Origin of the sequence: Myxococcus sp. CA023 (assembly GCF_010998615.1) — a bacterium.
Taxonomy (GTDB): Bacteria; Myxococcota; Myxococcia; order Myxococcales; family Myxococcaceae; genus Myxococcus.
Map to the genome: position 1 here is coordinate 1 of NZ_JAAEAH010000091.1, position 12,236 is coordinate 12,236.

11 protein-coding genes are annotated in these 12,236 nt (G+C 68.7%); 6 read left to right on the plus strand and 5 right to left on the minus strand.

The annotated features are described in order from the left end of the window. The first annotated feature begins 109 nt into the window (after nt 1-109). Nucleotides 110-913: a DUF547 domain-containing protein gene (locus tag F8M74_RS31355; RefSeq protein ID WP_240462313.1), complete on the plus strand. Its 804-nt coding sequence runs from the start codon at nt 110-112 to the stop codon at nt 911-913. A gap of 6 nt (nt 914-919) precedes the next feature. Here the strand turns inward: F8M74_RS31355 and F8M74_RS31360 are convergent, their stop codons facing one another. Further along, nucleotides 920-3,745 carry an HAD-IC family P-type ATPase gene (locus tag F8M74_RS31360; RefSeq protein WP_141256700.1) on the minus strand — a complete coding sequence of 942 codons (2,826 nt, stop codon included), beginning with the start codon at nt 3,743-3,745 and terminating at the stop codon, nt 920-922. Between the two features lie 297 nt (nt 3,746-4,042). Further along, nucleotides 4,043-5,128, minus strand: coding sequence for a Gfo/Idh/MocA family protein (locus F8M74_RS31365; RefSeq protein ID WP_141256699.1), 1,086 nt, complete (start codon nt 5,126-5,128; stop codon nt 4,043-4,045). Between the two features lie 342 nt (nt 5,129-5,470). Between F8M74_RS31365 and F8M74_RS31370 the strand changes: the two genes are divergently transcribed. From F8M74_RS31370 to F8M74_RS31390, 5 genes are all read left to right on the plus strand, one after another. Continuing rightward, nucleotides 5,471-6,421, plus strand: a complete 951-nt coding sequence (locus F8M74_RS31370; protein WP_228560092.1) for a HEAT repeat domain-containing protein — start codon at nt 5,471-5,473, stop codon at nt 6,419-6,421. Continuing rightward, entirely contained in the window at nt 6,421-7,407 is a 987-nt protein-coding gene (locus tag F8M74_RS31375) for a HEAT repeat domain-containing protein (protein WP_141256697.1), read from the plus strand. Before F8M74_RS31370 ends, F8M74_RS31375 begins: the two co-directional genes overlap by 1 nt. A gap of 50 nt (nt 7,408-7,457) precedes the next feature. Beyond that, nucleotides 7,458-8,006 (plus strand): peptidase M23, encoded by a 549-nt coding sequence (locus F8M74_RS31380; RefSeq protein ID WP_171410405.1) that lies wholly within the window; start codon nt 7,458-7,460, stop codon nt 8,004-8,006. 481 nt (nt 8,007-8,487) lie between these two features. Then, on the plus strand, nt 8,488-9,384 hold the full coding sequence (locus F8M74_RS31385; RefSeq protein WP_141256695.1) for a hypothetical protein: 897 nt from the start codon (nt 8,488-8,490) through the stop codon (nt 9,382-9,384). A 253-nt stretch (nt 9,385-9,637) separates the two neighbouring features. After that, nucleotides 9,638-10,183 (plus strand): VOC family protein, encoded by a 546-nt coding sequence (locus tag F8M74_RS31390; protein WP_171410406.1) that lies wholly within the window; start codon nt 9,638-9,640, stop codon nt 10,181-10,183. 7 nt (nt 10,184-10,190) lie between these two features. Here F8M74_RS31390 and tpx read toward each other — a convergent pair whose 3' ends face one another. The 3 genes from tpx to F8M74_RS31405 are packed head-to-tail and all read right to left on the minus strand — an operon-like array spanning nt 10,191 to nt 12,236. Continuing rightward, nucleotides 10,191-10,706, minus strand: coding sequence for a thiol peroxidase (gene tpx, locus F8M74_RS31395; protein WP_011556427.1), 516 nt, complete (start codon nt 10,704-10,706; stop codon nt 10,191-10,193). Between the two features lie 32 nt (nt 10,707-10,738). After that, the gene (locus F8M74_RS31400) at nt 10,739-11,671 is read right to left on the minus strand and encodes an ROK family protein (RefSeq protein WP_141256693.1); all 933 of its coding nucleotides are present in this window, start codon (nt 11,669-11,671) and stop codon (nt 10,739-10,741) included. Between the two features lie 13 nt (nt 11,672-11,684). Next, complete coding sequence (locus tag F8M74_RS31405) at nt 11,685-12,236, minus strand: NADPH-dependent FMN reductase (protein ID WP_141256692.1); 552 nt, start codon at nt 12,234-12,236, stop codon at nt 11,685-11,687.

Consider the following 12,236-nt stretch of genomic DNA (forward strand, 5'->3'; position numbering starts at 1 on the left):
GATGCAGCGTAGTCTCGTGGGCTCGGAGATTGTATAAGAGACAGGTCCCCACGTCTTCGCCGTGCTGCTCGCAGTGGCCGCGTTGCTGGGCGCGGGAGGCGCGCTTCATGTGCAGGGCCTCTTGCCCGCGCGCGTGCCCTCCCCCGCCACCCCGTTCAGCTACCACGACTACGAGAAGGTGCTGCGGCACGTGCGCCCGGACGGGGACGTGGACTTCGCCTCGGTGGGGCGCGAGCGCAAGACGCTGGACGGCTTCGTCGACTCGCTGGCGTCGTTCTCCCCCCACAACCGCCCGGACGTCTTTCCCACGCCGGAGGACGCGCTGGCCTACTGGCTCAACGCCTACAACGCGCTCGTGCTCCAGCAGGTGGTGGACGGCTACCCGTACCTCGAAACCGTGCAACAGCCCATGCTGGGACGCTTCTTCTGGGGCCGCTCCTGGACGGTGGGCGGTGAGCGGCTGACGCTGTGGGCGCTGCACAACCGCGTGCTGCGCCGCGAGTTCGCCGACCCGCGCATCCACCTGGCGCTCTTCCAGGCCGCGCGCGGGGGCCCCCGGCTGGACGGCTCGCACTTCCAGCCGGAGTTCCTGGACTCGCAGCTCAACGAGGCCGGACGCCGCTTCGTGGGCGACCGGCGCAACGTGCGGCTGGAGCGGGACACCGTCTACCTGACGTCGCTCTTCGAGGAGTACAGCGAGGACTTCCTCGCCGCGCTGCCCGAGGGCCGCGGCGGCAACGTGCTCCAGTTCGTCTGGGCCTTCCTGCCGGACACCTGCGAGGAGCGCCCGGGCTGCGACACCCGCAGTGACCTGGACCGCGCCTGCGGCCCCCGGCTGGACCAGTGCCGCATCGCCTTCATGGCACGGGACTGGACGCTGCCGGACGCCGCCGCCCGGCCCGCGCGGCCCTGAGCCGCCTCACGTGGGCACACGCTCGCGCGGCCGCGCGGCGCCGCGTCCTGATGAAGCGTCCGTGTCGTCCTTGCGCTGCCGCAGCCACTTCTCCAGCCCCACCACCGGCAGCACGACCGCGCCCACCAGGATGGACAGGCCCACGTCCTCCAAGCCCAGGGGCGCGGTGCCGAACACGCGCTGCATGAAGGGCAGGTACATGAAGGCCACCTGGAGCAGCACCAGCAGGCCCATGCCCACGAACACCGAGCGGTTGCTGAAGAGGCCCACCTTGCGCACCGAGCCCATGAGGCTGCGGCACATGAACAGGTAGAACATCTGGAAGCTGATGACAGTGTTCACCGCCATCGTCTGGGCCTCGGCCAGCGCGTGCGCGTGTCCCGTGCGAGGAATGTCCCGGAGGTACTCCCACAGGAAGAGGCCGATGGCGCCCGCGGCCATCAGCAACGCCACCAGTCCGGTGCGCATCACCACGAAGCGGTTGAGCACCGGCGCCCCGGGGTCCCTGGGTGCCCTGCGCATGACGTCCGGCTCCCGGGCCTCGAAGGCCAGCGGCAGCGCCAGTGACACCGTGGCCACCAGGTTTATCCAGAGCAGCTGCGTGGGCAGCATGGCCATCAGCGGCACCAGCCGTCCATCCACCTCCTGGATGGGGAAGAGGGACACGCCGAACAGCAGGATGAGCGCCAGCCCCAGGTTGGTGGGCAGTACGAAGGCCAGCGACTTGATGAGGTTGTCGTAGACGCGCCGCCCCTCCTCCACCGCCGCGACGATGGAGGCGAAGTTGTCATCCGTCAGCACGATGTCCGCCGCATCCTTCGCCACCGCCGTGCCGGTAATGCCCATGGCCACGCCGATGTTGGCCTGCTTGAGCGCGGGCGCGTCATTGACGCCGTCTCCCGTCATGGCCACCACGTGCTGCCGGCGCTGGAGCGCGCGAACCAGCCGAAGCTTGTGCTCGGGCGCCACCCGCGCGAAGACGTTGGAGCGCAGGGCCACCTCCTCCAGCGCCACGTCATCCGTGGCGGCCAGCCGCGCGCCGGGGATGCCCTCCTCCCCCGGCTTCAGCAGCCCCAACTGCGCGCCGATGGCCGCCGCCGTGGAGGGGTGGTCACCGGTAATCATCTTCACGGTGATTCCCGCCTCGTGGCAGGCACGCACCGCGGCCATGGCCTCTTCCCGAGGCGGGTCAATCATCCCCTCCAGGCCCAGCAACCGCAGGCCACCCTCGACGTCCTCCATGCGCAGCGCGGCGTGTGACACCGATACCTCCCGCTGTGCCACCGCGAGCACCCGCATGCCCTGCCGCGCCAGGCCGTCCACTTCCGTCAGCACCAAGCTGGACGAGCAGCCCTCCTCCAGGATGCAGCGGCGCAGGACGACTTCCGGCGCGCCCTTGAGCAGGATGCGGCGGCCGCCCATCCCGTCGTCGTGCAGGGTGGCCATGAACTGGTTCTCCGACTCGAAGGGGATGGCATCCACGCGCGGGTGCGCTTGCCGGGCGTCGTCCACGTGCATGCCCGCCTTCTCCGCCGCCACCAGCAGCGCGGCCTCGGTGGGATCGCCCGTCATGTCCCACTGTCCATCGCGGGGCTGGAGCGCGGCGTCGTTGCACAGCGCGCCCGCCAGCAGCAGCTCACACACGTCCAGCGGCGGCGCCACCAACGGCTGGCCCCCCCGTGTCAGCGCCCCCTTGGGGGAGTAGCCCACGCCGCTGAGCGCGTAGCGGCCATGGGCCGTCCACAGGGCCTGCACCGTCATCTCGTTGCGGGTGAGCGTGCCCGTCTTGTCCGTGCAGATGACAGTGGTGCTGCCCAGCGTCTCCACCGCGGGCAGTTTGCGGATGACGGCACGCCGGGCGGCCATGCGTTGCACGCCAATGGCCAGGGCGATGGTGACGATGGCGGGCAGTCCTTCTGGAATGGCGGCGACGGCCAGCGTAATCGACACCACGACGGCCTCGCTCACCGCGTAGCCACGCACCAGCCCCACCACCAGCAGCGCGGCGGAGATCACCAGGATGCCCAGGGTGATGTACTTGCCGATGACGGCCAGCGCCTTGGTGAGCGGTGTCTGGAGGTCGGTAGCCTCGCGGAGCAGCGTGGAGATGCGGCCCAGCTCGGTGGCCTGCCCGGTGGCCACCACCACCGCGGTGGCGGAGCCGGACGTCACCAGGGTGCCACCGAAGAGCAGGCTGGCCCGGTCTCCCAGCTCCGCGTCCTCCGGCACGGGCGCCACGGCCTTCTGCGCGGGCACGGACTCGCCCGTGAGCGCGGCCTCCTCCACCGTGAGGTTGCGCGCGGAGAGCAGCCGCATGTCCGCGGGCACCTTGTCACCCGGCGCCAGCTCCATGACGTCGCCCGGCACGCCCTGCGCCGCGGGGACCCGCAGCTTGCGGCCCGCGCGAATCACCGTGGCGTTCTCCGGCACCATGCGGCTGAGCGACTCAATGGCCTTCCCCGCGCGGTACTCCTGCACGAAGCCGATGAGCGTGTTGAGCACCACCACCGCGGCCACCACCAGCCCGTCCGTCACCTTCCCCATGATGACGGCCAGCACCGCGGAGGCGATGAGCACCCAGATGAAGGGGCTGTTCACCTGCCGCCACAGCAGCTTCAGCGGGCCGTCCCCCTGGGCGCGCTCCAGCACGTTGGGCCCATGGCGCGACAGGCGCTCACGCGCTTCCTCGTCCGTCAGCCCTTCGGCCGTGCTCCCGAGCGACGTCAGCACCTGGTCCGGTGGCAGCGCGTGCCACGGGGGCTTCGTGCCAGCAGACGGTCTGGCGGGCGCTGGTGCATCCGGTCGTTCGGGTGCGGCGGGCGGGTCTTTCATCCGGTGGCTCCTTCCGATGCAATCTGGCAACGGTCGCGCGCATCTCCACCTGGGCAGTGGGCGGGTGGACATCACACGGCCCTCCAGGGCCATTGTTCCGGACCGAGAGGGAAAGAAAGGCGCCCGTGAAGCCGGCCCCGGGTTGAATCCCCCACGGCTCTCCGCACCCCGAGGACGCCTGCCATTGACACTGCGACTGCAATCACTCCGCAACGGACAATGGATCCGGGAGGTGCAAGTGATTGTGAAGCAATGGAGGCTTCACCCGCCGTGTCCTCCGGGATGGGAGGGGAGCACTTACGGCTCGGAGGACAGGCGAATCCACTGGCGCTCCGCATGTGAGCGCCGGGCCGCATCCAACACCCGTTGGTTACGCCAGCCGTCCTCCAGCGTGGCCGCGTCCTCCACCGAGGCGCGGCCTTCGCGCAGAGCCTGGGTGAATGCGCGGGCCAGCAGCAGGAAGCCGTGCGCCCACTCGTTGTCTGGCAGGCCGGGTGGAAGCGGCGGTTCCTCGGGAAGCGCCACCCGCTCCCAGGCACGTGCCCCCACCGTGGAGTGCCACAGCTCGCGGCCCTCCACGCGCAGGCCCCCGCGCGCGCAGGACACCTCGACGCCGTGCACGGGCTTGCCGGGGGACACCATCGACATCTCGATAGCGGCTGTCGTCGCACCGAAGCGGAGCAGCAGCCGCGCCTCGTCGTCGCTCGTCACCGGGCGAGACTGTCCCGTGAGCGCATCTGGCCGCTCGGACGTGTGCGTGGCCAGCTCGCCCAGCACCTCGTCGGGCTCGGCGCCCAGCATGAAGCGCAGCGTGTCCACCGCGTGCGAACCGATGGCGCCCAGGAGGCCGCCTCCTTGCGACGCGTCCGACCACCAGTCCCACGGCCGCTCCGGCGAGGCGCGGTTGTCGTTGCGATAGAAGACACGCGCGCCGCGCACCGCGCCCAGCTCACCAGAACGCAGCAGGGCTCGCATCCTCTGCCGCGCGGGCAGGAAGCGCAGCTCATGGTCCAGCAGCGCCAGGACACGCCGCTCACGGGCCGCGTGCCACATGGCCTCCGCTTCCCTCGCATCCAACGCGGTGGGCTTCTCACACAGCACCGCCTTGCCCGCCTCCAGCGCGGCCAGGGTGATGTCCCGGTGCAACGCGGGCGGCGTAGAGATGCACACGCACGTCACATCCGGCCGTGACACCACCTCACGCCAGTCCGTCGTCACATGCGGCACGCCCAACTGCCGGCCTGCCTCCTCCACCTTCTCGCGCCGCGCACTGGCCAGGCTCACCACCTCCACGCCCGGCAATGCGCGCAGCGCGGGGATTTGCGTGGTGCGCGCGAAGCCCGCGCCAATGACACCCATTCGAACCGTGCGTGCCGTGGACATTTCTGTCTCCCTTGAAGCGATGACGCGACGCGCAGGCTGAGTTCTGGGTGTCCCCATTGCCAAGGCCCTTAAATTCAAAGTATCCAAGAATTCGCAGGATTCACCGATTCACCCCCTCCCCTGATGACTTCCAGAAACCTTCGTTGGACCGTGGCCGCAGGCGTCTTGCTGGTTGCGGCGGCCGTGGCGTTGCTGTGGCCACGGACCGACCCCTCTCTTCCCGGCGAGCCCGTATTGGCCGAGCCCTCCCCCTCGGCGGCCTCCGGGCCTCGCGGCCCGCCCGGTGTCGGCACCCCAGGCGCCACGCCCTCAGAGCCCGAGCCCGCGGTGGAGCAGATCCCCATGCCTGGGTGCTGGGACGGCCTACATGCCTTCGACGCCTCGGTGTCCATGGACTCGTTCCGGCAGGCGCTGACGACGGCCGTCGGCAACGGCGACCGGTACCTGGCGGCGTACCTCCAGGAGCGGCTGACGGAGCTGGTGGGCAACGACGCGACCCGCGCGCTCCAGGTGCTGGAATGGGCCAAGAGCGCCAGTGGACCGGAGCTGAGCATCTACATGGACGCGCTGAAGGCCGCGCCCGCGGTGCACGCGCCGCAGGTGGCGCAGAGCCTGCTGAAGATGGGCGAGGACCCGGGCGCGCCCTTGCAGACTCGCTCCGCCGCGCTGGATGCGCTGGAGACACAGCGGAAGCTGACGCCCGGAGACATCCAGCGGCTCAAGACGCTGGCGCTGAACGAGACGCTGGACTCCACCGCGTGGGTGGCCACGCGCACGCTGGGCCGGGTGATGAAGGAGGACTACGAGCGCACCGGCACCTTCGCGCCCTACTGGAAGGAGCTCCTGGACATCGGCGGCACGTCCGACGACATGGCCGTGCGGCTGCTCGCGCTGGAGATGCCGTCGTATTCGAACCCCGTCATCGGCGCGGAGTCCTTCGACTCGCTCAAGCGCATCCTCTCCAGCGACCGCGAGCGGGACGTGCGGGAGATGGCGGCCTTCCGACTGGGCGTCACCAGCGAGCCGGAGAAGGCGATGGAGATCCTCCGCGCCGCCTTCCTGGCCGAGCATGACCTCTGCGTGCGCTGGGCCATCTTCCGCTTCGCCGTGCGCGCGGGCGGCGACAAGGCGCTGCCGATGCTGGAGCAGTTCGCCGCGAAGGACCCGCGCTTCACGCAGGACTACCTGGAGTTCCAAGCCCTCTATGCGTCGGGCACGGTGGACTTCGCCCGCATCTGGCTGGGCAAGCGCGAGCACCACAACTGCCTGGTCGAAGAAGGAGCGCCGCACTGATGTCCCCCCTGTCGATGAAGCGAATGGGGCGCGCGGCGCTCCTGGTGGCCCTTTCATCCCTGATGCCCGTGACGGCGCGCGCCGAGGCGACGCTCCGCCCCGCGCAATGCACGGTGCAGGGCATGCTGGATGACGTGCGCGTGGCGATGAAGAACGGCTCCCCCGCGCTGAAGCGCTACGTGAAGATGCGGCTGAAGGAAGCCGCGCTCGCCATGCCCGCGGAGTCCCTGCTGGCGGCGCTGCAAGGTGAGCGGGCCCCGGAGGTGCTGGAGGCCCTGGGCGCGGCCCTGGCCACCAAGGCGAGCAACGCGGAGAACCCGGGCCTCATCCAGCCGCTGCTCGCCCGGGCCACCGGGGATGCGGACCCGGCGCTGCGCGCGGCGGCGGTGCGGGGCCTGCGCGGCGTGCCCTCCGTCGAGTTCATGGAGAAGAACGGCGGCGTGGTGACGTACGAGCAGCTGGTTCGCGACGCATCCCCCGAGGTGCGCGCGGCGGTGGCGGACAACATCGTCTCCGAGAGCGCGGACGTCTACAGCGGCCATGACCGCCGGGTGTCGGAAGCGGCGGTGTCAGTGGCGGCGGCATCGGAAGACCCGGCGGTGGCGGCGAAGCTGCTGCGCGAGGTCTCCATGGAGGCCGTGGGCCACGAGGCGGTGGAGCAGGTGACGCGTCAACTGCGCTCGGAGAACCCAGAGCTGCGCGCGGCGGCGGCCACGGCGCTGGGCGGCGTGCCCAGCGGCGCGTCCGCGGGCGCGCGGGGCTCTCTGGTGGACCTGTTCCGCGAAGACAAGGACCCGGCGGTGCGCAAGGCGGCGCTCCAGGGGATTGCCCGGCTGGGGCAGGCGCACGCGGTGCCCGTGCTGGAGTCCTTGCGCGGCGTGGACCGCGCCATGGACGCGGAAATCGACGCCTGGGTGTCCGTCCTGAAGCTCAACCTCCAGGAGTGGGAGCTGGTGCTGCGCGAGAAGCAGCGCCGCCGGAGGTGACCCCTGCTTCACCGCAGTACGCAGCGCTACACCAACGAGGGAGTCTCTTGATGAAGACGATGAAGCTGACCATGGCGGGCCTGGTGCTCGCCGCCGCGGGCTGGGCCACCTCTGTCACGGCCGCCACGGCCGTGGGTCCCATCTGCGACGCTGCCGCGCGCGTGGGTTCCACGACGTACTACTCGTGCTCGGGCAGCAGCCACAACGCGCTCGACATGAGCAACGGCACCTGCAGCGAGTGGAACCACCGCGGGATGATCAACGTCAGCCGCTACTACGCCTACTACGGCGGCTGTGCGAACAACTGCAGCGGCGGCACGACCTGCAACGGCGGCGCGGGCAACTACTACGTCGTCACGGGTGGCAGCGGCTGGGACTTCCGCCAGCTCCACCTGAACTCCAACGTCTCGTCGGGCTCCAAGACGTGCGACCGCTGCGCGCTGGGCCTTGTGGGCTCCACGGGCAACTCCACGGGCGCGCACGTCCACGCGGACAACCGCCAGTACGGCACGCGCAAGACGGCCTGGTACACCAGCGTCGGCACCACCTGCGGCTCCAGCGCGAACTGCAGCAACCGCGTCGGAACGCCCACGCTGTAGTCGCTCCGCGGCCTGCTTCACCCACACCCCGCCCCGTCCCGGTGCCGCGATGCACCTGGACGGGGTTTCTCATGCGGCCAGCACCTCATCCAACGTCCGACGGATCCACCAGCGACGGGTCGAACCACACATCCAAGTAATCCCCCGCGAACAAGAATCTCCAGCCAGGGGGAAACCCGAGAAACTTTAAGACACCAGGGCAATGCTGCTCGAGATGAGCAATGTGCATCGGCGCGAAGAAGTCTTTGTCCGCCGTCCCCTGGGTAAGCAAGCCTGACCGACGCTATATCTTCGATTCTGAGCCCAGGGGGACATCTCTTTGCGCTGACGGAGTCGGCAAGGATTTCAACACACATGGAGGCTTCTATTCCAATGAAGATCAACGACCGTCGCGTCACGGAAATGCGGCTCCGACCCGAGGAGCCAGCAGTCATCGCATCTGCATCAATGATCTCCATGCGCATCCCATACGGAATTCACCATGACTACACTACGAGCGTTTTTTGTTGTGACCTTGCTTCTGGGATCTTCCAGCAATGCGCAGACTCCCTCCACTCTCCCTGCATTAAATGGGGAGAAGAGCGAGGCCCGTCCCGCCATCCTTATTGAAGTGTCTCCTGCCAGGCTGTATCGAGGCTGGCCGCTTGTCGTCACCGTCGGACTTCGTCATGCCAATCGGAGGAAAGATCCTGCGACAGGAAGCGCCAAAAATCTCGTTATCCGATCGCAAGGCGGAGACCTGGGACGACTGTTCCGTTTCGAAAAGGTTCGCTTCAACAAGGACTCCGGTCGACAAGAGACGATCACGCTGCCATTGAAGCAACTTGGTGCCGCCCCAAAAGAAGTCTCGCTCCATCCAGGCGATGACGCCGTACCCATCGCTCGTTTTGGACTACCGGCGGCGGAGACCGCAACGCTCACTCCGGCGACCTACATCGTTCGCGTTCACCTCAACTCAAGCATCGGAACCTCTGCCGAAAGCTGGCACGGAACCGCGTGGGATGGCACCGAGCTTCAGATTCATGACGAGCCCCCACAACTCAATGAGAGTCTCGCGTGCGCAAAGGTCTTAGCCCAAGACGAGTACCTCCAGGGAGTAGGAGCAAAGCAAAAGGCACATGAGGTCCTGGATGACTTCCTTTCCAGGAATCCTGACACCCTCGCAAAGGCCTGCTGGGTAGCGCGCGCGAAGAAACACGAAAGAGCGGGCAACCTACAAGCCGCAGGCGATGACTACTGCAGGGCTGCAAAGGCAGAAAATGAAGCGCTAACTTCAGTATCCCTGAAGGCCGAGAATGGCGCATCTGGACCGACCGTCAGTTCACCCCGCTATGCTTTGATTTGCCAAGAGTTCAAGCGTCGTGGTGTAGCCCCCTGAAGAGTCGGACAGGCTCGTTCGGCTAGAAAGCGAGTCTGACAATGGAGAAGAAGACCCAAGAGGAAGCCACGGAAGGGGCCGCGGGGAGCAAGCGTCGCCGCCGGTCCCCTGGGCAACGCGCGTCACAGAGTCGCTAACGAGTAAACACACGCCCGTCCCGCGGGGCAGTCAGATTGACGGGACACTTCACCTGGCCGCACCGTGGAGGAGCCCAGCAGTCTGGCGTTCCATCCCGTTCAGGAGCGTGCGCGCCATGCCTTCGGCCTCTCCAGGAGCAGGAGTTCGCGGTATCGACCACATCGGCGTGACGGTGCCGGACCTCGAAGCGGCAACGGCCTTCTTCATCGAGGCCCTTGGCGCCGAAGTGCTCTACGACACCTTGAAGAAGGGCCACCCCCCGCAGGAAGGCGCGGACCTGCAGCGGCGCCTGCGCTTCCTCCCGGGCTCCAGCATCCGCGCGATGCGGCTGCTCCGCTTGGGCAACGGGCCCAGCCTCGAGCTGTTCGAATACGCAGCCCCCGAGCAGCGCCCACCGGCCCGCCCCAACGACCTGGGCATCCAGCACCTGGCCGTCTACGTGGATGACATGGACGCGGCGCTCGCGCGCTTCCAGGCGGCGGGGGGCGAGGTCTTCTCGAGCCCCCACGAACTACCGGCACTGGAGAAAGGCCCGGGCAACGCCTTCTGCTACGCCCGGGCCCCCTGGGGCACCATCATCGAGTTCATCACCTACCCGTCGCCCCAGCCCTACGAGCAGCAGACCGCGCTGCGGCGCTGGAAACCACCGGAGCGCGGCTGAACCTCCGTCACAGCGCCGCGCGGACCGCCTTCATCGCGCCGTCGTAGTCCGGCTCGTGCGTCATCTCCGGGACGATCTCCCGGAACACGACCTTGCCCTCACGGTCCACCACGAAGGTGCTGCGCGCGAGCAGCCCCAGCTCCTTCATGTACACGCCGTACTTCTCACCGAACTCGCGGTCCTTGTAGTCCGACAGCGTGGTGACGTTCTGGATGCCCTCGGCGCCGATGAAGCGCCCCAGCGCGAAGGGCAGGTCCAGCGTGACGAACCACACCTTCACGTCCGGCCCCAGCGCCGTGGCTTCCTTGTTGAACGCGCGAAGCTGCGCCGCGCACACCCGCGTGTCCACGCTGGGCGCCACGCTCACCACCACCACGCTGCCCTTCACGTCCGACAGCCGCACGGCGTCGTTGAGCCCCTTGAAGACGGTGAAGTCCGGAGCGGCGTCCCCCACCTTCACCTCGTCGCCCACCAACGTCACCGGCTGCCCCTTGAACGTGACGATGCCCTTGTGCTCGGCCATGGAATGCCTCCTCCTCCGGAAAGGGGCGCGGACTACTTCACCAGCAACGCCGCGCCAATCAGACCGCTGTCGTCTCCCAACTCCGCATCCGCGATGAGCAGGCCCTCGCGCGACGTGGTGGAGGACCAGGCGCGCACGCCCTCCTCCACACGGCGCCGCAGGCCCGGGCAGTGGCGCAGCACGCCGCCACCCAGCACCAACCGCGCCGGGTTGAGCATCGTCACCTGATTGGCCACGGCCAGGGCCAGGAACTGCGCCGCCCGCTCGTAGACTTCACCGGCCGCCACGTCGCCCGCCTCCGCCGCCTGCTCCAATGTCACCGGGGTGATGCGCGCCGGGTCTCCGCCCGTCAGCCGCGCCACCTCCGGCGCACCACCGCTGGCGAGCAACTCCCGCGTCTGCGCGATGAGATTGTGGCCACCGGCGTAGGCCTCCAGGCACCCCAGCTCACCACAGCCGCAGCGGCGCCCTCCGGGAACCACCTTGATGTGGCCCAGCTCGCCCGCCACACCGCCACCGCCGTCCACGAGCCGTCCGCCCGCGATGATGGCGCTCCCCACGCCCGAGCCCACGAACACCACCAGCATGTCCTGGGAGCCCCGACCCGCGCCGGCGTGGAGTTCGCCCCAGGCCGCCGCGGCCAGGTCATTCACCACGCGCACCGGCTGGCCCAGCCGAACCGTGAGCAGCGCGCCCAGCGGCACGTTGCGCCAACCCAGGTTGGGAGCCACCGACAGCACGCCCGAGTCCTTGTGAATCTGCCCGGCGGCCGCCACACCGCACGCGCCCAGAGGCACACCGGCGGCCGTCACCGCGTCCGATGCCGCCTGGGCAATGGTCTCCACGACCCCCGAGGGACTGCGCTCCACCAGGGCCACCTTCGAGGCGGCGATCAGCTTGCCAACCTCGTCCACCACGGCGGCGCGGGCAAAGGTCCCCCCCAGGTCGATTCCGAGCGTTGGCATGGCGTGTCCTCTCTCAGGCCTTCAGCTTGGAAACCAACGCGGCCGCCAGCCCTTCCACTTCCTTCTGGCGTGCCTCGTCCTTGAGTTTCCCATCCGCGGTGAAGGCATCCGACACACGGGCCATATGCACCTGCGTGGGCAGCACGTGCGCCCCCACGGAGGCCATCACCTGCCGCAGGTGCGGCTGCATGCGCGCGGTGCCGAAGACGCCGGGCGTGGCGCCCATCATCGCCACCCACTTCTCCTGGAAGAGCCTGCCGGGCGGGCGGGACACCCAGTCGATGGCGTTCTTCAGGCCTCCCGGGATGGAGGAGTTGTACTCCGGGCTGGCGATGAGCAGGCCCTGGGCCTTGCCCAGCCGCTCGCGCAGTTCCTCCACGGGAGCGGGCAGGACCTTGGCCTCTACGTCGCCGTCGTAGACGGGCAGCTCCAGCGTCTTGAGGTCCACCACATCCACCTCCGCGCCCAGCGAGCGAGCGTGGGCAACGGCGATGGCCAGGAGCTGGCGGTTGAAGCTCCCCGTCCGGAGGCTCCCACTGATGGCGAGGATGCGCGGCGTCGTCAT